The organism is Mesorhizobium sp. M0751, from assembly GCF_040320265.1.
Taxonomy (GTDB): domain Bacteria; phylum Pseudomonadota; class Alphaproteobacteria; order Rhizobiales; family Rhizobiaceae; genus Mesorhizobium.
Window position 1 is genome coordinate 53377 of sequence record NZ_JAMYPH010000010.1, and the last position, 22824, is coordinate 76200.

At 62.3% G+C, this 22824-nt stretch carries 23 protein-coding genes; 8 read left to right on the top strand and 15 right to left on the bottom strand.

Going from position 1 to position 22824, the window contains the following annotated elements; all coding sequences use genetic code 11:
- Positions 1-210: 210 nt before the first annotated feature.
- The 4 genes from NKI19_RS16905 to NKI19_RS16920 all read left to right on the top strand — a co-directional run bounded on the left by NKI19_RS16905 (position 211) and on the right by NKI19_RS16920 (position 4191).
- A complete protein-coding gene (locus tag NKI19_RS16905; RefSeq protein WP_352489735.1) occupies positions 211-792 on the top strand; it encodes a S26 family signal peptidase in 582 nt (193 codons plus the stop codon).
- A 23-nt stretch (positions 793-815) separates the two neighbouring features.
- Positions 816-1142, top strand: coding sequence for a DUF736 domain-containing protein (locus NKI19_RS16910; protein ID WP_352489734.1), 327 nt, complete (start codon positions 816-818; stop codon positions 1140-1142).
- 382 nt (positions 1143-1524) lie between these two features.
- A complete protein-coding gene (locus NKI19_RS16915) occupies positions 1525-2208 on the top strand; it encodes a lytic transglycosylase domain-containing protein (RefSeq protein ID WP_352489733.1) in 684 nt (227 codons plus the stop codon).
- Between the two features lie 243 nt (positions 2209-2451).
- Positions 2452-4191 (top strand): relaxase/mobilization nuclease domain-containing protein, encoded by a 1740-nt coding sequence (locus NKI19_RS16920; protein WP_352489732.1) that lies wholly within the window; start codon positions 2452-2454, stop codon positions 4189-4191.
- Between the two features lie 127 nt (positions 4192-4318).
- Here the strand turns inward: NKI19_RS16920 and NKI19_RS16925 are convergent, their stop codons facing one another.
- The 10 genes from NKI19_RS16925 to NKI19_RS16970 all read right to left on the bottom strand — a co-directional run bounded on the left by NKI19_RS16925 (position 4319) and on the right by NKI19_RS16970 (position 16318).
- Positions 4319-5368 carry an L-idonate 5-dehydrogenase gene (locus NKI19_RS16925; RefSeq protein ID WP_352489731.1) on the bottom strand — a complete coding sequence of 350 codons (1050 nt, stop codon included), beginning with the start codon at positions 5366-5368 and terminating at the stop codon, positions 4319-4321.
- The gene (locus tag NKI19_RS16930) at positions 5365-6771 is read right to left on the bottom strand and encodes a TRAP transporter large permease (RefSeq protein ID WP_352565698.1); all 1407 of its coding nucleotides are present in this window, start codon (positions 6769-6771) and stop codon (positions 5365-5367) included. The genes NKI19_RS16925 and NKI19_RS16930 overlap by 4 nt, the downstream gene beginning before the upstream one ends.
- Before the next feature lie 3 nt (positions 6772-6774).
- Positions 6775-7347, bottom strand: a complete 573-nt coding sequence (locus NKI19_RS16935) for a TRAP transporter small permease (RefSeq protein WP_352489729.1) — start codon at positions 7345-7347, stop codon at positions 6775-6777.
- A gap of 144 nt (positions 7348-7491) precedes the next feature.
- Positions 7492-8412, bottom strand: a complete 921-nt coding sequence (locus NKI19_RS16940) for a sialic acid TRAP transporter substrate-binding protein SiaP (protein ID WP_352565741.1) — start codon at positions 8410-8412, stop codon at positions 7492-7494.
- A 105-nt stretch (positions 8413-8517) separates the two neighbouring features.
- Positions 8518-9237 carry a FadR/GntR family transcriptional regulator gene (locus NKI19_RS16945; RefSeq protein ID WP_352489728.1) on the bottom strand — a complete coding sequence of 240 codons (720 nt, stop codon included), beginning with the start codon at positions 9235-9237 and terminating at the stop codon, positions 8518-8520.
- A 148-nt stretch (positions 9238-9385) separates the two neighbouring features.
- Complete coding sequence (locus NKI19_RS16950) at positions 9386-10291, bottom strand: DMT family transporter (RefSeq protein ID WP_352565700.1); 906 nt, start codon at positions 10289-10291, stop codon at positions 9386-9388.
- 88 nt (positions 10292-10379) lie between these two features.
- Positions 10380-12980 carry a TRAP transporter permease gene (locus NKI19_RS16955; RefSeq protein WP_352565701.1) on the bottom strand — a complete coding sequence of 867 codons (2601 nt, stop codon included), beginning with the start codon at positions 12978-12980 and terminating at the stop codon, positions 10380-10382.
- Between the two features lie 56 nt (positions 12981-13036).
- Positions 13037-13990, bottom strand: a complete 954-nt coding sequence (locus tag NKI19_RS16960) for a TAXI family TRAP transporter solute-binding subunit (RefSeq protein WP_352565743.1) — start codon at positions 13988-13990, stop codon at positions 13037-13039.
- Between the two features lie 94 nt (positions 13991-14084).
- Positions 14085-15416, bottom strand: a complete 1332-nt coding sequence (locus NKI19_RS16965) for an aspartate aminotransferase family protein (RefSeq protein ID WP_352489725.1) — start codon at positions 15414-15416, stop codon at positions 14085-14087.
- Positions 15413-16318 (bottom strand): MurR/RpiR family transcriptional regulator, encoded by a 906-nt coding sequence (locus NKI19_RS16970; protein ID WP_352489724.1) that lies wholly within the window; start codon positions 16316-16318, stop codon positions 15413-15415. The genes NKI19_RS16965 and NKI19_RS16970 overlap by 4 nt, the downstream gene beginning before the upstream one ends.
- A gap of 96 nt (positions 16319-16414) precedes the next feature.
- On the opposite strand from NKI19_RS16970, the gene NKI19_RS16975 reads away from it, so the two are divergent.
- Both NKI19_RS16975 and NKI19_RS16980 read left to right on the top strand, forming a co-directional pair.
- Positions 16415-17263, top strand: a complete 849-nt coding sequence (locus NKI19_RS16975; RefSeq protein WP_352489723.1) for a beta-keto acid cleavage family enzyme — start codon at positions 16415-16417, stop codon at positions 17261-17263.
- 167 nt (positions 17264-17430) lie between these two features.
- Positions 17431-17823 carry a GFA family protein gene (locus tag NKI19_RS16980; protein WP_352489722.1) on the top strand — a complete coding sequence of 131 codons (393 nt, stop codon included), beginning with the start codon at positions 17431-17433 and terminating at the stop codon, positions 17821-17823.
- 19 nt (positions 17824-17842) lie between these two features.
- On the opposite strand, the gene NKI19_RS16985 is transcribed toward NKI19_RS16980, so the two are convergent.
- Positions 17843-18208: a VOC family protein gene (locus NKI19_RS16985; RefSeq protein ID WP_352489762.1), complete on the bottom strand. Its 366-nt coding sequence runs from the start codon at positions 18206-18208 to the stop codon at positions 17843-17845.
- 104 nt (positions 18209-18312) lie between these two features.
- Between NKI19_RS16985 and NKI19_RS16990 the strand changes: the two genes are divergently transcribed.
- Positions 18313-19260, top strand: coding sequence for a helix-turn-helix domain-containing protein (locus NKI19_RS16990; RefSeq protein WP_352489721.1), 948 nt, complete (start codon positions 18313-18315; stop codon positions 19258-19260).
- A gap of 108 nt (positions 19261-19368) precedes the next feature.
- Positions 19369-19800, top strand: coding sequence for a VOC family protein (locus NKI19_RS16995; protein ID WP_352489720.1), 432 nt, complete (start codon positions 19369-19371; stop codon positions 19798-19800).
- 132 nt (positions 19801-19932) lie between these two features.
- Here NKI19_RS16995 and NKI19_RS17000 read toward each other — a convergent pair whose 3' ends face one another.
- From NKI19_RS17000 to ehuC, 4 genes are read right to left on the bottom strand one after another with little or no spacing between them, the layout of a single operon-like run.
- Positions 19933-20661 (bottom strand): GntR family transcriptional regulator, encoded by a 729-nt coding sequence (locus NKI19_RS17000; protein ID WP_352489719.1) that lies wholly within the window; start codon positions 20659-20661, stop codon positions 19933-19935.
- Positions 20658-21437: an ectoine/hydroxyectoine ABC transporter ATP-binding protein EhuA gene (gene ehuA / locus NKI19_RS17005; protein WP_352489718.1), complete on the bottom strand. Its 780-nt coding sequence runs from the start codon at positions 21435-21437 to the stop codon at positions 20658-20660. Before ehuA ends, NKI19_RS17000 begins: the two co-directional genes overlap by 4 nt.
- Positions 21434-22093: an ectoine/hydroxyectoine ABC transporter permease subunit EhuD gene (gene ehuD, locus NKI19_RS17010; protein WP_352489717.1), complete on the bottom strand. Its 660-nt coding sequence runs from the start codon at positions 22091-22093 to the stop codon at positions 21434-21436. The genes ehuA and ehuD overlap by 4 nt, the downstream gene beginning before the upstream one ends.
- Complete coding sequence (gene ehuC, locus NKI19_RS17015; RefSeq protein WP_352489716.1) at positions 22090-22818, bottom strand: ectoine/hydroxyectoine ABC transporter permease subunit EhuC; 729 nt, start codon at positions 22816-22818, stop codon at positions 22090-22092. Before ehuC ends, ehuD begins: the two co-directional genes overlap by 4 nt.
- Positions 22819-22824: the final 6 nt, after the last annotated feature.

A 22824-nucleotide genomic window follows, 5' to 3' on the forward strand; every position in this document is an offset into this window, starting at 1 on the left:
CGCTGACATTCTGGTCTGGGCCGCGCCGCAAACCATCCACGCCCACGCCACCAGATTGCGGCAGCGCCTGCTCGCGACGAGACAGCACCAAACGGCGGCCTTGATGTGGCCTGGTCAACGCGTCCACAGCTGGATGGCCGCATGCGAGCGCCCGAGTCTCTACAGGCACAAGCGTCGTAACGTTTCCCTGTTGCGCCCCAGGATCGAGTCATGAGCAAGCGCATGAAGATCATCGCCGCGATGGTTGGCGGCTCAGTGCTCGCCGCGGCGCCGCCGTGGATTAGTCATCCGCCGCTGGCTATCTGGAACGCGTCCGCGAGCGTCCCCATCGGGCTCTATCGCACCCTGCCGGCCGACAAAATCCGTGTTGCCAGCATCGCCGTCATCGTGCCGCCCGAGCCATTGGCGGCCTTCATGGCAAGACGCGGATATCTGCCGAAAAACGTGCCGCTCCTGAAGCAGGTTTTGGCACACGGGGGCACGACAGTCTGCCGCGAAGGTACAGCGATCATCGTCAACGGCAGGACCTATGGGCATGCACGCGAGCGTGACAGCCGCGGTCGACCCCTGCCCAGTTGGCGGGGCTGCCGTGAGATCGCCGACGGCGAGGTCTTCCTCATGAACCCGGACGCTACTGGAAGTTTTGACAGCCGCTATTTCGGTCCGCTCCCGCTCTCATTGATTATTGCCCGCGCGGTTCCCGTCTGGACCGCGGAACGCGCCACTCCGGCGCTGGATGTCACCAACGGCTTTTCCCGGCGAACCGTCACGTCTCGGCTCAACGCTCACTAAACACTCATGAAAGGAGCACTGCAATGCCCCAGATCGGCACTTTCACACGCAATGATGACGGCTTCTTCGGCAATCTCTCAACGCTGACGATCGAGGCGAAGATTGCCATCCTGCCTGCTGAGAAATCCAAAACCGAAAACGCGCCCGACCACCTCGTCTATTGCGAGGGAATGGCGGTCGGCGCGGCGTGGGACCGCACCGGCGACAAGGCTGGGGACTATATCTCCGTCTCAATTGACGACCCGTCTTTTACGCAGCCTATCCGCGCGAAGCTATTCCGGTCCGACGCCGAGAACCGCGTCTGGAGCCTGCACTGGAGCCGGTCACCGAAGCGCGAGGGGCGAGGCTGAACAGATGCTGTTTGAGCCCTTCGATGAATCTTGCTCGTCAACGCCTTTGACCGATCGGACGCCGGCCAAAGCCTTGGAGAGGATCGCCAGTCCGGCAGCAGCGCGCGACGAACATCAGAGGCGGCCGGACACTTGCTTGTCACTCCAGAGGCCGATTTCATCAGCGTTTTGGCAAAGCTGGTCGGGCCAGCGAGGCGTCGCGCTTAACGGAAGTGAACACCGTAGCGGGCTGGCAGCTCATCGGTTCCGGGGTCGGCGGGATGCCGTCCACAGCGGTGTGACAAGGATTGCCACATGCATCGTGCTCGCCTTCGCGACTCCGGAAGCTGTTGCAAACGCATGCTCTCATGGTGAACGGTCGGCTCACTCCGAGAGCACGATCTTGTCGGCTGGCCAGTGGTCGCGGCATATCCGGCAAGCGGCTAAACGGTTCGCCATTCCGGAGCGTTTGCTTACCGGCGTCATGCATGTCGAGAGCGTCGGCGATGTTCGAGCGCGTTCAAGAAAGGGCGCAATGGGGCTGATGCAGATAATGCCGGCGACCTGGGAAGAACTGCGCATCAAGCACCGACTCGGCGACGATCCTTATCAGCCGCGTGACAACATCCTTGCAGGCGCTGCGTATCTTCGCGAAATGCTCGACACCTTCGGGCGCCGCGGCTTTCTTGCCGCTTACAATGCCGGCCCTGGACGGTACAAGGAACATTTGTCCACCGGCCGTCCTCTGCCACGCGAGACGGTCGACTACGTCAGGAAACTCGCGCCGCTGATCAATGACTCAGTTCCCAGTCCGAGGTGTGCACAGCAAGGAAGAGACAGAGGCACCTCACGCAGTACCGCGCTTTTTGCGCATACCCATTACATTCGGAACGCCGCTGCATTGAATGGCAATGGCTATGCAGAGACCACCTTTGCGGCGATTCATTCGTCCACAATGCAGTCGCTAACGGGCAATTCTGTTGCTGACCTGACCGCGATCCAGCCATGGCCAGGTGAGAGCCGTTTCTGGCCGAACCCCGCTGTTCCCGGGCTATTCGCTCAGCGCACTTCACCGGCCTTGCGATGATCGGCAGATTCCTCCTCGATTGCATTCCGGCCTGTTCCGTCGCGGACATTGCGGCGGAAGGATTGGCCGCAAATGCGGGGGCAGAGATTGGCAGGATAAAGGGCCGCGAGGTGCGGCTCGGTCGGCCGATTGTTTTCCTTGTGAGTTTCAACGCAATTCGCGATGTGCTGGCACAAACGGCGATGTGCGCTACTCGCATTTTTCGGTCTTTCCAACGGAAACCGCACCTCGTGGCCGCCTGACATGAAACGTGACGATAGCTTTCGCTTCCGACCTGGTCGCATCCGCTCCCGCGCCAGCCAGCGCGCGCGGCCCTTCATCTTTCAGGCGCTTGCGGCCACACAGCGTGCTGGCGGTCATCTTACAAGGGAGGGCCGGATCACCTCCCCACGAGCTTCAACGTTTGGTCGCGGCAGGTCAGCAAGCATCCGCGCCAGTCACCTTATCTGTGAGCGCTCACGAGGCGCCGTCGTCAAGACCCGTGTGGTGCGGCAATTCAGAGGGTCTCCACCACTCGCCACCCATCTCAAGTACCTTCGCCGCGAAGGTGTTACACGTGATGGCGAGAAGGCGAGGATGTTCGGCCCCGACACCGAAGAGGCAGATGATGACGCCTTCTCCGACCGCTGCAAGGACGATCGTCATCACTTCCGTTTCATCGTTTCGCCGGACGATGCAATGGAGCTCCGTGATCTCAAGACCTTCGCTCGCGATCTGATGGTCGACATGGAGCGCGACCTCGGCACGAGGCTGGACTGGATTGCCGTCGATCACTGGAACACCGCACATCCGCATGTTCACATCCTCGTTCGCGGCATTGCCGACGATGGCGAGAATCTTGTCATCTCGCGCGACTATATCCGCCAGGGCATGCGCGATCGGGCAAGCGACATTCTCACCCAGACGCTGGGGCTCCGCACCGACCTCGACATCCGCCAGGCCATCGAGCGGCAGGTCGACACTGAGCGCTGGACGCAGCTCGATCGTCAGCTTGTTCGCGACACCAACCCTCATGGCGTCATTGAAGTGGCACCACATCCTGATGGCCAGCCCGACGAATTCCTGGGGCTCAAGGTCGGCCGGCTCCGGCAACTGGAACGCCTAGGCCTCGCTTATGAGATCCATCGAGGCCAATGGAAGATGGCCGAAGAAGCCGAGGCGACTTTGCGCGGCCTCGGCGAACGCGGCGACATCATCAAGCGCATGCACCGTAGCCTCACCGCGCGGGGGCTAGAAAGAGGGACAATGGAGTATGTGCTCGCGGCCGAAAAGATTGATGCGCCGGTGATCGGGCGACTGCTCGAACGTGGCCCCGACGAACTGCGCGGCTCGACCTACGCCATCGTCGACGGCATCGACGGTCGCCCGCACCACATTCGCTTCTATGACCCTGACGCGGCCGGGGACTCAGACCCAGGCTCGGTCGTGGAGTTGTGCCGCGATGCGGATGCAAATGGCTCTGGCAAGGTGAGTCTCGCCGTCCGCTCTGACCTTTCGATCGAACAGCAGGTCCATGCTTCCGGCGCGACTTGGCTCGATCGGCAACTTGTTGCGCGCAAGCCAGCCGAACTGCGCGACAGCGGCTTTGGCGGGGAGGTAAGACAGGCACTGGAAGATCGGGTCGACGAGCTTGTCAGGCGCGATCTGGCCAGGCGCGAGGGACAGCGCGTTGTTCTAGCGCGCAATCTAATCGATACGCTACACGATCATGAGGTGGAATCGCTCGGTGCCCGCCTCGCCGCCGAGACCGGCCTGTCATTCAGAAACGCTGCCAACGGCGATCATGTGGCTGGAATTTACCGGCAGCGTTTCTCGCTGGCTTCCGGCCGGTTCGCGATGATCGACAATGGTCTGGACTTCAGGCTCGTGCCCTGGTCGCCACCGCTCGAAAAGCGCTTTGGCAATCAGGTTTCGGGTGTCGTGTGTCCGGATACAGGGGGCATGGATTGGAGCTTGGGAAAGAAGCGCGGCGTCGGGTTGTGAGACCACACGCGCAGACTGTGTGTGATGCTAGTCTCAGGAAGAGCCAGCACCGGGCGACTCACATTCTGTATGTACCTGCCCAGCCGACCGCCATGGTCGCTTTCAAAACAGGCCCGCAAATTCACAATCAGTCCGCGGTCAGCACGACCTTGACGCTCTGAGTGTGGTCGGCGGCAAGTCGGAACGCATCGGGGGCCGAAGAAAGCGTGCGCTCCGCTGTCACCAACTTGAGGACGTCCACCTCCCGCGACACAATGAGGTCGACTGCACGACCGAACTCTGTACCGAAGCGGAAGGTGCCTTTGAGGTCGATCTCCTTGGCCATCACCGCATTGGCCGGCAGTGGAATCTGGCCACCGGGAAGGTTGCCGACCTGAACCACCGTGCCGCCGCGCCGGACGCTGGCGATCGCAGCGGCAAGGCCGGCCGCGCTGCCCGAAATCTCGAACGCCACGTCAAGCGAACCACCCGCCGCGAGCGCTTGGAGCTCGGCGTCGCCGCCGGAAATGTCGATCATCCTGTCGGCGCCCAATCTGCGGGCGAAGGCGAGCGGCGCGGCGGCGATATCGACGACGGTCAGTTCAGCGCAGCCGGCAAGCCTGGCCGCGAGCATGGTCAAGAGACCGATGGGGCCGGCACCGAACAGGATGACGTTGCGGCCCCTGATGTCGCCGGCCCGCGCGACGGCGTGCAGGCTGACCGCCAACGGCTCGGCAAGTGCCGCCGCCTGATAGGCCACGTCAGATGGAACCTTGAAACATTGCGCGGGCATGGCGTCGAACAGACTGGCGAAACCGCCCTGCATATGCGGCGTCTTCGATGCCGAGCCCATGAAATAGATGTTCTCGCAGAGATTGGCGCGGCCTTCCAGGCATCGTGCGCAATGCCCGCACCAGCGCGACGGATTGACCGCGACATGGTCGCCGACGCTAAGGCCTGGTGCCGCGCCGTTGATCTCGACGATTTCGCCTGAGAGTTCGTGGCCGAGGACAAGCGGCGAGGTCACCACGAAGTCGCCGGTACGGGCATGGCGGAAATAATGCAGGTCGGAGCCGCAGATGCCCCCTGCCCCGAAGCGCACCCGCACCATGCCTGGCGCCAGCGGTTCGAGCGGACGCTCCACGACGCGCAGGTCCTGCGGGCCGAACAGCGTTGCGGCAATTACATGGCCGCTCACCGGATCAAGCCCATCTCGGTCGGCAGCCAAAGCGTGATGGCGGGTATGAAGGTGATCAGAAGCAGCGCCACGATAAGCGGCACCAGCCACGGCAGGATCGCCATGGTGGTGCGCTCGACAGAAAGCTTGGCGACGCGCGACAGTACGAACAGCACCATGCCGAGCGGCGGGTGCAAAAGCCCGATCATCAGATTGAGCGTCATGATCAGCCCGAAATGCACCGGGTTGATGCCGTAGACGGCGGCGACCGGCAGCAGGATCGGCACCAGAATGGTGATCGCGGCGATCGTATCGAGGAAGCAGCCGACCACCAGCATCAGGATGTTGACCAGGATCAGGAAGACCCACTTGTTTTCGGTGAGCGCGAAAATGAAGTTCGAAAACAGCTGTGCTGCCTGGCTGACGGTGAGCAGCCAGGCGAAGATCGATGCGGCGGTGACGATGAAAAGCACCGAGGCGGTCGTCTCGATCGTGTCGAAGCTGGCCTTGGCGAGCAAACGGAGCGTCATCGTGCGGTAGCGCACCAGCCCGAGGAAAAGCGACCAGATCACAGCCGCCATCGCCGCTTCGGTTGGCGTGAACCAGCCCATAGTCATGCCGCCGATCAGGATGACCGGCGTCATCAGCGCCATGACCGCGGAGAAATCGAAATACCAGTCCGCCGCGATCAGAACCAGCAGCGCGATGCCGACCGCGATGTTGATCGACAGGCCAAGTTGCACAAGCACGTAACAGCCAATCGGAAAGGCAGCCACCACCAGCACCTCGCCCGCCGCTTCGGCGAGCCGCCGAAGCTCGAAAGGTGTGTCGGAGCCCCAGCCGCGACTGTAGGCAAAGATGGCGACCGTAATCATCATCAGCACGGTCATGACCACGCCGGGCAGGATGCCGGCCATGAACAGCGCGCCGATCGAGACATTGGCCATCATGCCGTAGATGACGAAGGGCAGCGAGGGCGGAAAGATCGGCCCGAGCGTCGCGGAAGCGGCGGTGACGCCGACCGCGGCGTCGATAGGATAGCCGTGGTCCTTCATCGCCTTGATCTCGATCGTGCCAATGCCGGCGGCGTCGGCGAGCGCGGTGCCCGACATGCCGGAAAAGATCACCGATCCGATGATGTTGACCTGCGCCAGGCCGCCCTTCATCCAGCCGACCAGGGCAAGGGCGAAGGAATAGATGCGCCCGGTGACGCCGGCGATGTTCATGAGGTTGCCGGCCAGGATGAAGAAGGGAACGGCGAGCAGCGGAAAGCTCTCCACCCCGGCGATCATGCGTTGGGCTGCGATGATATCGGGCGCCACGCCGTAGATGACGAGGTAAAGGACCGAGGCGGCCGCCATCGAAACAGCGACCGGCACGCCGATGAGCATCAGGGCAAGAAAGCCCCCTACCAGAAGCAGCATCGCTCAGACCCCCGCCGTCTCGAACGCACTGGGACGCTCGAGCACGGAATAGCCGCGCCGGTAATTGCCGATGAAGACCTGGATCGAGCGCACAAGCATCAGTACGAAGCCGGCCAGAACGGCGTAGAAAAACCAGCGCCGCGGCAGGTTGACGGTGACCATGCGCTCATGCGCCACGATCATGACATAGCGCCACATCAGCCATGTCCCGTAGGCGAAGAATGCGATGCGGACAATATCGACGGCGAGCGCCAGCCAGCGGCCGACACGCTCCGGCAGATAATGGTAAAGCACGTCGACGTGGATGTGGCGCGACAGGCGCACGCACATGGCGGCGCCAAGAAAGACAACGACGACGAGCGCGTTGATGGCGATCTCCTCGGTCCAGGCAAAGCTGTTGTTCAGCGCATAGCGGGTGAAGAACTGCAGGAAGACACAGACGACCATGCCCCAGAACACGGCAAGCGTGACCCAGTCCTCGATACCGTGGTCCGACAGGTCGACGTGTACCGGCACCTCCTCGAAGGCGTGCGCGATCTCTTCGACGGTGATCTCGGTGTGGTGTTCCTCGGCCATTGGCGCGGGCTCCCGAAGCTGGTGGATCGTCAAGGATTGGAAAGGCCGTCCGGCACAATTTGAAGCCGGACGGATGGGCAGGTTAAAGCGGCGAAATCCGATTGCCGCCCTATCCTCTTGATTGAGCATCCGGTTTCCGATGCTCTACTTGATGGCGCGGATCGCTTCCCAATCGGCCTTGTTGTAGCCGAACTCCTCGAAGGTGACCTTCTCCAGCACATTCTTCTCGAAATCGGCACGGTCGACATCGGTTACGGTGATGCCGCGGTCCTTGAATACCTGCACCAGTTCCTTTTCGCGGGCGACGATCTTCGCCGTAGCGCGGGCGGCAGCCTCCTGCATCACCTCGGTAAAGATCTTCTTGTCCTCGTCGGACAGCGAGGCCCAGCGCGACGCCGATATGATGGTGTTGAGATGATCGACGATATGGCCAGTGAGCACAATATTCTTCTGCACCTCGTAGAATTTCTTCGCCTCGATGGTGGTCAGCGGGTTCTCTTGGGCCTCGACCGTGCCGTTCTGCAGGGCGAGATAGACTTCGGCGAAGGCAATCGGCGCCGTGTTGGCGCCGCAGGCACGCGGCATGGCCAGATAGGCCGGCACGTCGGGAACGCGCATCTTCAGGCCCTGCATGTCGGAGCACTTGGCGATCGGCCGGTTCGAGGTGGTCTGCCGCGTCCCGTAATAGGTGGTGGCGGCGATATGATTGCCGGTCTTGTCCTCATAGCCCTTGGTCAGGACCTTGTAGACGTCGCTTTTGGTGTATTTCAGCAGATGGTCGGCATCGCGGAAAGTGTATGGGAAATAGGTGACGCCGATCGGTGGATATTCGCGCGCCGCGAAGCTCGATCCTGAAATGATGATGTCGACGGTGCCGAGCATCAGGCCCTGGTTGATGTCTGCTTCCTTGCCAAGCTGCGAGGCCGGATAGACGTCGATGGCATAGCGGCCCTGGGTACGCTTCTTGATCTCGTCGGCAGCCCACACGGACTCGGTGTGGAAGGGCTCCGTCGTCTCGTAGACATGTGCCCATTTCAGGACCGTTTCCGCCGAGGCCGACGTCATGGGTATGGCAATTGCGACGATCGCACCGAGCAGAACTGCGTATTTTCTCAGCATCTAATTCCTCCCTGGTTGAACTTGACGGCCGGATCTCCCCCCGGCCAACTGCTATTCCGCAACCTCCTTGGCTGCGGCTCTCTCATCGAAATTGCGTGAGAATCTGATTTGCGACTGGCGCAGGTGCTGCTGCATGGCGGCCTTGGCCCGCTCGGGGTCGCGCGCGGCAATTGCGTCGCGCACGGCAAGATGTTCCTTTGCCGCGACCTGCCAGGAATCGCTGGTCTCGAAATAGATCGACAGGCGTTCGAAGTACGGGTTCATGCGCTGGTCGAAAAGCTCGCCGATGAAGCGCACCAGCACCGCGTTCTCGAGAATGCCGGCGACAGCGGTATGGAATTCCCGGTCGAGCGCAATGGTCATCTTGTTGGGGTGAAGCATGGCCTCCATCCGGCGCAGCACGTCGTCGAGCCGTTCGATATCTGCAGGCCGCACGTGAAGGGCCGCTTCGGCGGCGATCGCGCCTTCGACGAATTCGCGCGCGCGCAACAGCTCGAACGGGCCTTCCTCGACTTCGGGTTCGGAGGCGGCGGCGCTCAGCGGATCGGTGACGTAGATACCCGAGCCGACGCGGATGCGTATGCGGCCTTCGACCTCCAAAGCTATCAGCGCTTCACGGACCGTCGGGCGGGAAATTCCGAGTTGGTCGGCCAGATCCCGCTCGGTCGGCAGACGGTCGCCGACGGAAAACTCGCCAGCATCGATCAGCTGCCTGAGCTGATCGGCGACCTGTCGGTAAAGCCGGCGTGGTTCAACTGCCTGGATCGGCATGCGCGTTTAGTTCCCTCCCGGGCCACTCCTGGTACATTGGTCTGACCCATTGACCGCAGCTTAGACGGAGGATGCAGAGAGTCAAGCTCGACAGGCACCGCGGCCCGCGCAACCGGAACGCGGCGGCATTGCGCAAGCATTCCATGCGTCAGCGCCGTCCTCCGCGAATGACCAGGACGTTTCCGGCGGCGACGAGGACGAGCCCGATGATCGCGTACGCGGTCCAGTGATAGCCTTCCAGCGCCGTGGAGATCAAAAGCGCAAAGACGGGAAATATGACGGTCGCATAGCCGGCGCGGGCGCCGCCAATGCGTCCGAGCAGCGTCAGATAGGCGGCGAAAGCCATGACGGTCGATATGACGGCGAGGAAGACCAGCGAGCCAATATAAGAGGCGGTCGTCGCGAACACGAACGGCTCACCGAGCAGGAAGGCCAGGAACGCCGACCACAGAGTGCCATAAAGCATGCCCCAGGCGCTGGTTGAAACGAGCGGCAGGCCGCGGCGCTGGTTTGCGACGGAGACAAGATTGCCGGCGCAGAAGCTCAGCGTGCCGCAGAGGCACAGCAGAAGGCCCACCAACGTGCCGCCGGAAAGCCCGTTGGCGGCGATTTCGGGAAAGAACATCAGCGCTATTCCGGCGAAGCCGATGATGCCGCCGGCGAGAATGCGCGGCGCCGGGCGCTCGCCGATGACCAAGGCACCGAGCAGCATGTTGATGACCGAGGCGAGCGAGAAGACGACCGAGAGCAAGCCGCTGACGAGATAGCCGGCGCCATAATAGAAAAACAGGAAGTTCGACGAGAAGATGAGAATGCCGAGCACAGCAAAGCGCAAATGATCGGTGATTGGAAAGCGGAGCCGCCGACCGGAAAAACCCGCCCAGGCAAACATCAGCAGCGTGGCGATGGCGAAGCGCCAGACCAGATTGACCTCGTTCGACACGCCGCTGCCGACCTGAAGTTCGATCGCGAACCAAGATGCGCTCCAGGCAATGACCGTCAGCGCGTAAAGCCCGTAGTCGACGGGCTCGAAGGGGCGGTCGCGCGTCGTCATGCGCATTTCCACGTTAGCCGGTTTCGCGGCGCCGTTTGGTTCTCTTGTTACCGACATGCTGGCCAAGACTCTTCCGCTCATAAGACACTTATAGACCCACTGTCCGCCTTCGCCGCTTCTGAACCCAGAAGACGAGACCGAGCAACAGCAGGGCTGGAACCGCGAACCAATAGCGTGACGGCCGTTCCGCAGGAACTAGCACCTGGTTGATTTCGTCGCCGGGCTGCAGGCCGAATTTGGCCGCCTGGCTGCCCAGTCGCACGACGCCGATCGTCACGCTGTCGCCAAGCGCACTGACGTCCAGGCCCGCGGCCCTCAGGCGTTCGGCCGATGAATTTCCGGGCCCGAGCTGTAGCCGCACCAGCTTCGATATCTCATCGCCGGTGAGGTTCAGTGTCGTCAGGCGCAAGCGAACCGCGCCTCCCTCGGCCGTCTCGTCGACGATGCGGCTGAGTTCGGAGGCCGGCACTGCCCGATAGGGTTCGCTCACCTGATCGAGCAACAATCCCGGCCTGAACAAGATGAAACAGGCCAGTAGCAACGCAATCGTCTCGTACCAGCGGTTGCGCACGAGCATCCAATTCTGCGTCGCTGCTACAAACGAGACCATGGCCAGCGTCGATGTCGCCACCATCGCGACGAAGTCGAACGGACCTTCGAGATCGATCATCAGCAGTCCGGTGTTGAAGATGAAGATGAACGGCAAGAGGCCGGTACGGATCTCGTATTTGAAACCCTGAATGCCGGTCTTCACCGGATCGGCGCCGGAAATTGCCGCAGCAGCATAAGCCGCCAGCCCCACTGGCGGCGTCACGTCCGCCATCAGCCCGAAATAGAAAACGAACATGTGGACGGCGACCAGCGGCACGGCAAGATCGTTCTGCGCCGCCAAATCGACAATGACCGGCGCCATCAAGGTGGCTACGACGACATAGCTTGCAGTGGTCGGCATGCCCATGCCGAGAATGATGCAGATCACAGCGGTGAACAAAAGCATGACGATGAAGCTGCCGCCCGAGATGAATTCGACCAGCTCGGTCATCACCAGCCCGATGCCGGTGAGCAGAACCGTGCCGACGATGATGCCGGCCGTCGCAGTGGCAATGCCGACCGTCGTCATGTTGCGTGCGGCGGCGGACAGGCCACCGACCAGATCGTCGAAACCGTGAAGCCAATGCCGTGCCAGCGCTTGGTCCTTGCGGAAAAAGGCGGTGAGCGGCCGTTGCGTCACGATCAGCGCCATCAGGGCGACAGCGCCCCAGAATGCCGAGAGGCCGGGCGACAGCTCCTCCACCATCAGGCACCAGATCAGCAAGATCACCGGCAGCAGAAAATGCAATCCTGTGCGCGCAGTTTCGCCGAAGTGGGGAATCCTTACGATCTCGCCCTCCAGATCCTCCAGCGGCAGGTCGGGATAGCGCGCCCTGTAGGCGACAAGGCCGATGTAGACGGCGATCAGCGCGGCAGTGATCATCCAGGTCGCGGCCGCGCCGAAAACGATCTTCGTCCAGCCAATGCCGTAATAGACAAGCCCTGCGAGGACGATGAAGCCGCATATGCCCATCAGCCCGCGCAGCGCACCCTGAAATGCGGAGTGCGTGCTGCGTGACGGCAGGCCCTTCATCCCCGTTTTCATCGCCTCGATATCGACGATATAGAACAACGAGCCGTAGGTCAGCAGCGCTGGGTAGAAGGCGTGCTTCACCACCTCGGCATAGGAGATGCCGACATATTCCGCGATCAGGAATGCGGCCGCGCCCATCACCGGAGGCATCAGCTGACCATTGACGCCGGCCGCGCATTCGATGGCGCCCGCCTTCACCGCAGAATATCCGACCCGGCGCATCAACGGGATGGTGAAGGTTCCGGTGGTCACGACATTGGCGATCGACGACCCGGAAATCATGCCGGTCAGGCCGGAAGCCACGACACCGGCCTTGGCCGGACCGCCGCGGTATTTGCCGAGCAGCGAGAAGGCAAGCTGGATGAAAAAGCCGCCGGCGCCGGCGCGCTCCAGCAATGTTCCGAACAGAACGAACATGAAGACGACGTTGGTGGACACACCGAGGGCAACACCGAAGACCCCCTCCGACGTCAGCCACATCTGCGAGGCTGCGCGCGACAGCGTCGCGCCCTTGTGGCCGAGCAGGCCAGGTAGGTGAGGCCCGGCGAAGATATAGATCAGCATGATCGCCGCGATGACGGTGATGGCAGGCCCGACGGCGCGACGCGCGGCCTCGAGCAGGATGAGGACGCCGGCGATCGAGACGACAAGGTCAGCCGTAGTAGGAAGACCCGGCCGATGGGCGATATCGCTGTAAAAGACCAACAGATAGAGGGCGGACGCCGCCCCGGCGATGCCTAGCACCCAGTCGGGCAGCGGCACGCGGCTGCGCGACGAGGTCTTGAAGGCCGGAAACGTCAGCATCGCCAGAAACAGGGCGAAGGCCAGATGGATGGAGCGGGCGATGCCGTCGCTGACGACGCCGAAATTGAGCATGAACGGAAGGGGCGAGGCATACCAGAGCTGGAACAGCGACCATGCCAGCGATACGCCGAGGATCAGTTTCGCTGTGCGGCCGGTCGGCTTGCGCCCACCGGTGTCGGCCTCGGCGACGATCTCGCTGAGCTTGTCGATGTCGATAACGGGTTGGTCAGGCGCTGCCGCCCGCTGGCTTTGATCTGTCATCGTTCCCCACAATTATTTGCGATGCGAGGCGCCCTTGACGCCTCGCATTGAAGGCCTCAGAGCCAACCCTTCTCCTTGTAATAGCGTTCCGCGCCCGGATGCATTGGCGCCGACAGACCGGTCTTGATCATCTCCTTGGGATCGAGATTGGCGAAAGCCGGATGCAGTTTCTTGAAGTCGTCGAAATTTTCGAAGACCGACTTCACCAGTTCGTAGACCACCTCATCGGGCGTGCTGGCATTCGTCACCACTGTCGCGCGGACGCCGAATGTCGTCACGTCGTCCGGATTATTGGCGTACATGCCGCCCTTGATGGTGGCGACCGAATAGTACGGATGAGCTGCCAACAGCGCATCCACTGCCGGACCGGTCAGCGGGATGAGTTTGGCGCCACAGGCCGTGGTCGGATCCTGGATCGCGGCGGAAGGATGACCGACGCCGTAGAAGAACCCGTCGATCTTGTTGTCGCACAGCGCGCTGCCCTGCTCGTCCGCCTTCAGCTCCGCGGCAAGCGAGAAATCGCCGAGCGTCCAGGCCATCTGCTTGAGCAACTCCTCCATGGACGAGCGGGTGCCTGACCCGGGATTGCCGACGTTGAAGCGTTTGCCTTTGAAATCTTCGAATTTGGTGACGCCGGCATCCGGCCGCGCCAGCACGGTAAACGGCTCGGGATGGACGGAGAACACGGCCCGCAGATCCTTGAACGGCTTGCCGTCGAAATTTCCGGTCCCCTCATAGGCCTGGTACTGGACGTCCGATTGGGTCAAGCCGAAATCGAGATCGCCGGTCTGGATGGAGTTGACATTGAAGACTGAACCGCCGGTCGACTCCGTCGAGCATCGGATGCCGGTTTTCTGCCGGTCCTTGTTCATCAGTCGGCAAATGGCGCCGCCGACGGCGTAGTAGACGCCGGTGACCCCGCCGGTGCCGACCGTGACGAAGCGCTGCTCGGCTCCGACGGATGGCAGCGCCAGCAGCATGCAGGCTGCCGCGCCGATCAGGGTTTTCATCGAACTGTACATGGTTGCTACCTCTCTGGTGGGTGTCCCGGCCCGTCGCCGATGACGCGTTGGACCTGGTTTGAGGCGGTCCGCGTCGTGCGGGTCAGGCCGCTGAAGCAATCGCAGCGTCGATTGCCTCACCGAGCCGTTCGACGATCCGATCGATATCCTGTTTGGAAATAATGAAAGGCGGCGCCACAAGCACGTGAACGCCGCGCACACCGTCAATCGTCCCGGCCATCGGATAAATCATCAGGCCGCGGGCCATTGCTTCGCGCTTGATGCGGGCGTTGAGTTCAAGCCTGTGGTCGAACGGTTCCTTGCTGGCGCGATCAACCACCAGCTCGATTCCCCTGAACAGGCCCCGCCCGCGAATGTCGCCGACGTGATGGTGGTTATCGAAGCGTTGGTGCAGGCGTTCGTCCAGCTGCGCGCCCATTGCGCTGACGTTGTCGAGCAGACGGTCACGCCGGATGACCTCCTGCACGGCAAGGCCGGCCGCCGCTGCCATTGGATGCCCCATATAGGTATGTCCATGCTGGAAGAAGCCCGAGCCTTGGGCAAAGGCGTCGAAGACATGCCGGCCGAGCAGCACCGCGCCAATCGGCTGGTAGCCGCCGCCGAGCCCCTTGGCGATTGTCAGCAGGTCGGGAGCGATGCCGTCCTGCTCGCACGCATGCAGCGTGCCGGTACGGCCCATGCCGCACATCACTTCGTCGAGGATGAGCAGCACGCCGTAGCGGTCACAGATCGCGCGAATGTGCTTGAAATAATCGGCGACCGACGGCACGGCGCCGAGCGTCGCACCCACCACCGGCTCGGCGACAAAGGCGATGACCTCGTCCGGGCCGAGTTCGAGGATCTTGTCTTCGAGCTGCTGGGCGGCGCGCGCCGCATAGGCTTCGTCGCTTTCGCCATGCTTTTGATAGCGATAGGCGTAACAGGGGTCGATATGGTGGGTCTCGATCAGCAACGGCCTGAACTGGGCGCGCCGCCATTCATTGCCGCCGGTGGCGAGAGCGCCGAGCGTATTGCCGTGATAGCTCTGCCGGCGTGCGATGAGATGGCGCCGTTGCGGCTCGCCTTTCTCGACAAAATATTGCCTGGCCATCTTGAGCGCGGCCTCGACCGCCTCCGAGCCGCCGCTGACCAGATAGACGTGGTCCAACCCTTTCGGCGCGTCCTCGACCAGCCGATCCGCCAGGCGCTCCGCCACCTCGGTGGTGAAGAAGCTGGTGTGGGCGTAGGCGATGCGGTCAAGCTGGGTGTGCAGTGCAGCGATCACGTCGGGATGGCCGTGGCCGAGACAGGACACGGCGGCTCCGCCCGAAGCGTCGATATAGGACTTGCCCTCGGCATCGAACAGTTCGATGCCTTGGCCGCGAACGGCGACCGGCAGCGTCGAGTGGATGGTTCGATGAAGAATGTGTGTCATCGACGGTCCCTCATGGGCATTTTCTTCGACGGACGTTGGTTCAGATGGGTCTTGAGGGCGGCGCCCTGCTCATCGAAACGTCGCAGCGACTGAACAGCGCCCTCGCCTGCCTGCCCTGCGACAAGAGCACCGAGGACCTCCGCAACGATGAAAGCTGGCGTCATGGTGTGGAAAAAGGACGGGCTGCCCGTCGGCACGATGACCAGGTGATCGGCAAGCAGCGCCAAGGGCGCCACCCCGCTGTCGGTGATCGCAATGACCGGTACGCCGCGGCCGGCAGCGTACTCGACAAGCTCGATGGTGAAGCGCGTGTAGGGCAGGACGCTGGCGGCGATCAGCACGTCGTCCTTGGTCGCGTGGGCGAGAGCGTCGCCGTCGGTTCCGCCGATGCCGTGCAGCAGCACCGACTTCTCGCCGATCAGCGATAGGATGTAATGCAGATGCCAGGCGACTGCGTGGCTCGAGCGCAGGCCGAGGCAATAGACGCGCCTTGCCGCACTCAGCGCCCTGGCCGTCTCGACCAGACGGTCGATCGACCTGCCTTCGGCGAGATGGGCAAGCTGGCTGGAGATCGAATCCAGAATATCGGCCGCCAGCGCGTGGTCGCCCTTGAGCTTTTGGCTGGCCACCTGAAGACCTGCCTTGCCGGCGAAACCGATTTCGCCGTCCCGGATCGCGGCGGCGTAGATATCGCGTACCGCCTCGTAGCCATCAAGGCCGAGATGCTGGGCCAGCCGCGTCATCGTCGCCGGCTGCACTCCTGCGTGCCGGGCCTGCTCACGCATCGACAACAGCGCGACATCATACGGCTTATCAAGGACATAGCGCGCGGCGGACCGAAGCTGCGCCGACATGCCGTCGAAGGCAATGACGATCTGTCCAGCAAGCTCTCCCTGGTCCATGGATATTGCTAGCTCGCCAGACCAGCGATTGCAACGTCTGTTTCAGTGTGGTCAAAGATTGATTCATATGAATCTTGTCACTCACAGAACGTCCCCATGAAGCCGGCCCATGCTCTCGACCGCATCGCCATAACCGTCGCGCCGAACGGGGGACGTCGCAGCAAGGCCGACCATCCGGCGATTCCGCTGACACCAGCCGAACTTGCAAGGACGGCCGCGGAATGCGCCGATGCCGGTGCGGCTATGATCCACGTCCATGTCCGCGACAGAAGCGGCAATCATCTGCTCGACGCCGACGCCTACCGCCAGGCGATCGCCGCCATCCGCGGTGCTGCCGGCGACCGCTTGGTAATCCAGATCACCTCCGAAGCGCTCGGCATCTATTCGCCGGCCCAACAGATGGCCGTCGTACAAGATGTGAAGCCGCAAGCTGTCTCGCTGGCGCTTCGCGAAATCGTTCCTGATGCCGGATCGGAACTCGCCTTCGCGCGCTTCATGGCCTGGCTGCACACCGAGGGGGTTGCGCCGCAGATCATCCTCTATTCGCCCGAGGAGGCCGTCAGGCTTGCGGACATAAAGCAGCGCGGACTGATCCCCTGGGCAAGCATACCGGTTCTCTACGTGCTGGGCCGCTACACGCCGGGACAGACGTCCGTTCCTGCCGATCTCCTGCCATTCCTCGCGGCGAACATACCGCACTTCGACCATTGGAGCGTCTGCGCCTTCGGCCGCTACGAAGCGGCGTGCGTGACCGCCGCCGCATTGCTTGGCGGCCATGTCCGGGTCGGCTTCGAAAACAATCTTTTCCTTCCGAACGGCAGCATAGCCTCGTCCAACGCCGAACCGGTAGCGACGGTCGCACGCATACTCGCCGACTGCGGCGTCAAGATCGCCTCGGCCGCCGAGTTGGCCGCTCAATGGAACGCGCCGTTTCGTTCCATATGACAAACCAAAGCCTATTTTCGGCGGCAAGCTCGCATAAGGCATAGAGAGGCGGCTGCAATGTCATCGCCACGGAAGAACGACGCGTCCCCGCCCGCGGCGCGGCGATTGCAACAACAGTGCCGGTCGTTGTAACCATTCCGGCCGCTTGATTTTGGAGGAGACGCAGCATGGACCGATTCACCGGCGGTTGCCTGTGCGGCAACGTCCGAATTGTCGCGTCGGGGCGCCCATACCGGGTCGGCCTTTGTCACTGTCTCGACTGCCGCAAGCATCATGGCGCCCTTTTTCACGCTTCCGCGATATTTCCTGAGGATGCGGTGACGATCGACGGCGAAACACGCGACTACGCCGGTCGGTTTTTCTGTCCCCGCTGCGGCTCCTCCATTTTCGCACGCACCGCAGACGAAATCGAAGTGAACCTGGGGTCCCTGGATGCGCCTGACCAACTGATGCCAACCTACGAAAGCTGGATCATCCGTCGCGAGTCCTGGTTGCCGCCGTTTCCGTTCAAGAGACGATACGAGCGCGATCGTGACGCCACGGGTCGCTTCGAGGAGTAGGCCGGACGAACGGTGCGGCTCATTCCTTGCTGCCGTCCTCGGTGTAAACCGCAAGCTCGTAACCATCCGGGTCAGCGAAATGGAAGCGCCGGCCGCCGGGGAAGCCATAGATCGGCCTGACGATCTTGCCTCCCGCCTGTTCGACACGCTTGACCGTTCCCGGCAAATCATCGGCATAGAGAATGACGAGCGGGCCTCCTCCGGACCTCGCTGGGCCAGCAGCAAAGCCACCGGACAAGCGCCCGTCGTTGAACTCGCAATATTGCGGGCCGTAGTCGGTGAAGGTCCAGCCGAACGCCTTTCCGTAGAAGTCGCGTGACCGCTGAATGTCTTTCACATTGAATTCGACGTAGTCGATCCGTTGGTCGTTGTTGTTGCTCATGATGCATACCTCTCATGTGATGTACGACGCGGAAAGATAAGCACGCCTCTCCCTTGCCGGATTGAACAAAACGGCCATCGACATATGAGCCGCACACGGCGCTGCCGATGGCGATGCAAGTGGCATCACCCGCCCTCTTCGTTCCGGCCGGAAGAAAACGACCGATTCTTGCAACCGTTCTCGATTGGAAGACGTTGTCGGTCGTGCAGATTGTTGCCTCGAGCGACGGCCGGGCGCAGCCGCTGCGCCGTAGGTTCACCGCCGCTAATCCGAAGGGGAGCGAGATGAGCGATCCCGTCCCAGCGCAGGCAACGGGTTCATTTCAGCAACGTCCAGCGTCGGCGCGGCTTCGCGGGAGCTTTGCTTCGGTGTGGGTGCATCGGATGGACCCGGCGGGCTCACCGCCAATCGTCGTCATGCCCGACGCAACGATCGATCTGCAATGGATCGGAGGCAGCTTCCGAATTGCCGGCCCCGACAAGGAGCCGCAGACCGAGGTTCTTGCAGCAGACGAGGTCGTGATCGGCTTGCGCTTCCATCCTGCCGCGGCGACGGCATGGCTCGGTGTGCCGCAAGTCGAGCTGGTCGGCAAGAGGCTGTCGCTCGACGATTTGTGGGGGGCGCGAGCTCGCCGCCTCGCCAGCCGCGTGCGCGCCAGCGATAATCTCGAGGATCTGGCCTGCTCGCTCCAACAGGTCGTCGCCGAGGAGGTGGCCTCCCGCGCGCCAGACGTTCCCATGCAGGCGGCATATCGCTTGATCGAGCGCGGGCCGCCACCCGACGCGCCGCTCGTCCCTTGGTTGATGCGCGCGCTCGAGATGAGCGAAAGGACGTTGCGTCGGCGCTTCGACGAGAGCTTCGGCTATGGCCCCAAGACGCTTGACCGTATCCTCCGTTACCAGCGCTTTCTGCGGCTTTCGAGCCACCCCAACAGCACCGCCGCCATGCTGGCAGCCGAGGCGGGCTATTCCGATCAGGCGCATCTTGTCCGCGAGAGCCGCCGCCTGACAGGAAGCACCCCGCGACAGATTCATCACCTGCTGCACAACGAGTGAGACCTCAGCGCGTCCTTCGACTTGGCGGCACGCTTTTGGCCGTTTTGTTCAAGTCCTCACTGTCGCCCGACCTTATCCTGGTGTCTCCGACAACCAGAGGAGACTGCCATGAAACCGCGCATTTCGGTTTTGACTATCGCCGTCGCCGATCTCGAGAGTTCTCTCGCGTTCTACCGCGACGGTCTTGGCTTGCCGACGGAAGGGATCATCGGCCGCGAGTTCGAGCATGGCGCCGTCGCGTTCTTCACGCTGTCCGGCGGGTTGAAGCTCGCGATCTGGGCTCAGGATGACCTCGCCTACGACACCGGGCTGCCGAAGGCGCCGATTACCTCGACCTCGTTCACAATCGGCCACAACGTTGTGCGCCGCGAAGAAGTCGATCAAGTGATGGATGAGGCCGCCGGCGCCGGAGCCGAGATCATCAAGCCTGCCCGGGACACGTTCTTTGGCGGATATGCCGGATATTTCCGCGACCCGAACGGACATCTGTGGGAGGTCGTCTGGAACCCCGCCAACATACCGAGCGAGGATCCTCTTTAAGCGCGGCACGGGCCTGCAGCATCGAACCGCGTCAGTCATCCCGGTGCTGGCAAATCCTGTCGGTACCGGGCGGGGCTTCGGGCATCGAAGCCAGTTCGGCGGCAGGCGACCAGCACAACCGTGAGGGGCTGACTATGTAGCTCGATCCAGGTTCGCCTCGCCTGCATGACGCATCATGCGGCGAAAGCTCATTGAGATATGCGCCCGCCTTATGTGCCCTATGGACTCCCAGTCGCCGATCTCGGCGGCGGCAAGGACCTCTTCCATTTCGCGGCGGAACGCGGTGAACTCCTCGACAAGGCCCAATTGGGGCATCATCTTCAGGACGACGCGCGCGACCTGAAAATACAGGCGCTCACTGATCTCGCGCAGCGGCTGGTTGCCGGTCATCGCCGTGAGCTCGTAGAAAAAATCCATGTTGAGGCGCAGGAAAGCGCGCTGGTCGGGATTGAGTATATCGGCATCGCAGCGCGCGATGAGCGCCCGTATCCGGTCGAGGTCGTCCGCCGTGCGCGGGATCGGCGAAAGCTTGCCGACGAGGAGCGCCAACTCCAGGCGCAAGTGATAGACCTGCTGCAATTCCTCGATGTCGACATCGGTGACGATCGTGCCGACACCATGGACGGATTGAACCAGACCCTCGGATTCGAGGCGCGCCAGGACACGGCGAACCGGCGTGCGGCTGATCTGGAATTCCTGGGCAAGCTCTTCCTCGGAGAGATGGCTACCCGGCGCGTAGTCGAGCAGGCAGATGCGGTCGCGCAGTATCCGGTAGATACGCTCGAACCGTTCCCGCGCCGAGAGCGGGCGCGGCGGTGCGGCGGTCGCGGCCAGGGGCGTGGCATCCGTCTCAAGCGTCATCCAGCCTCCAGGACAGCGTGCAGGAACTGCCGCGTCCGCTCGTTCTTGGGGGCGCCGAACAACTCGCTTGGCGGCCCCTGCTCGCAGATCTTGCCGGCATGGAAAAAGCAGACGCGATCGGAGAATTCCTTGGCAAATCCCATCTGGTGGGTCACCATCAGCATGGTGAGGTCATGTTCCCTACCGAGTTTTCGGATGACTTCAAGCACTTCGCCGACGAGTTCGGGGTCGAGTGCCGAGGTCACTTCGTCGAACAGCATGATCTTGGGCCGCATGGCGCAGGCGCGGGCGATGGCGACACGCTGCTGCTGGCCGCCGGAAAGCTGCGAGGGATAGTGGTCCTTCTTCTCCGACAAACCGACCATGTCGAGCAGCTCGGCAGCACGCGCCTCGGCATCGGGCCGCTTCATGCCGAGCACGGTTATCGGGGCTTCGATGCAGTTCTGGATCGCCGTCATGTGCGGGAACAGGTTGAACGACTGGAACACCATGCCGATCTTGGCGCGGATCTTGCGGATGTGTGCGAGATCGGCGGAAACAAGCTTGCCGTTCCTCTGCATGTGGGTGAGCGGCTCGCCTTCGACCCAGATGACGCCGTCATTGATCGTCTCCAGCGTCATCAGCATGCGCAGCACCGTGGTCTTGCCGGAGCCGGACGGCCCGATGATGGAGACCTTCTCGCCGCGTGCTATTTCCAGATTGAGCCCGTCGAGAACGGTCAGCGCGCCGTAGCGTTTCGAAACATTGTCGAAGCGGACCATCGGTTGTTCCGTCATCGCATGGTCCTCCGGTTGAGCAGGCCTTCGAGGGAGCGAATGAGCGCGGCAGAAACCAGGCTCATGGCAAGGAAGAACAGGCCGACCAGCGTCATCGGCTCAGTGTAGCGGAAGGTTTCGGAGCCGATGATCTTGGCCGTCTGCATCAGCTCCAGCACGGCGATTGCGGAAAGCAATGGCGTCTCCTTGAACAAGGCAACCAGATAGTTGCCGAGCGCCGGAACGATCGGCGGGATCGCCTGCGGAATGATGATGTCGCGGAACGTCGTCCAGGCTGACAGATTGAGTGCGACCGCGGCTTCCCATTGGCCACGATGGATGTTGTCGAAACCGGCGCGATAGACCTCGGAACAATAGGCAGCGTAGTGGATGCCGATGGCAAGCACCCCGGCGGTGAAGGCGTCGAGCACGACACCGAATTTCGGAAAGACGAAATAAAGAAAGAATATCTGGATCAGCAGCGGGGTCGACCGGATCAGTTCGACCAGCACCGAAATCGTCCAGCCGGTCCACGGCACGGCGATGCGGACGACCGCCAGCACCAGGCCAAGCGAGGCGGCAAGCGCAAACCCGATCAGCGTCGCCTCGATGGAAACGATGGCAGCGCGGGCGAGCACCGGCAGGATTTCAAAAGCAAATGCCCAGTCCCAGATCATGCTGCCTTCCCCCGCGCCAATCCGAGCGAAGCCCGCCTTTCGAGAAGCCGCATGCCGATGGTCACGACCAGCGACATTGCCAGGTACATCAAAAGCACGAGGGTGAAGATCGGAATGGTCTTGAAAGTGTTTTGGTTCATTTGCTGGGCCTTGAAGGCGAGATCCGAAAGCGTGATCAGCGAGACCAGCGCTGTCGATTTCAGAAGCTCGATGAACAGATTGCCCCAGGGCGGGATCATCGCGACAAAGGCCTGCGGCAGGATGATCCGGCGCAACATCTGCGGGCGGGTCATGTTCAATGCCGTACACGCTTCCCACTGCCCGCGGGCGACGGACAGGATCGCGCCGCGCACGCACTCCGATCCGTAGGCGCCGACATTCAGGCCGAGCGCGAGCACCGCCACAACGAATGCGTTGATCGTGACGCCGAATTGCGGGAGCACGAAAAACAGCCAGAACAATTGCACCAGTGCCGACGTTCCGCGGAAGATCTCGACGTAAACCGTGGCCAGCCATCTGAGCGGCGTCGGGCCATACATCCTTGCAAGTGCTGCAAGTACGCCCATGACAATTGCGAGCAGGCTGCCGAGGACGGCGATCTCGACCGTCAGGACCGCGCCTTGCAGCAGCCCCGGCATGAAAACGCTATAGCTTTCCTGTGTTGCCAACGCGCCGATCACGACGAGCGCGATGACCAACATGGCAATGAGCGTACGGATTCCCATGCGATT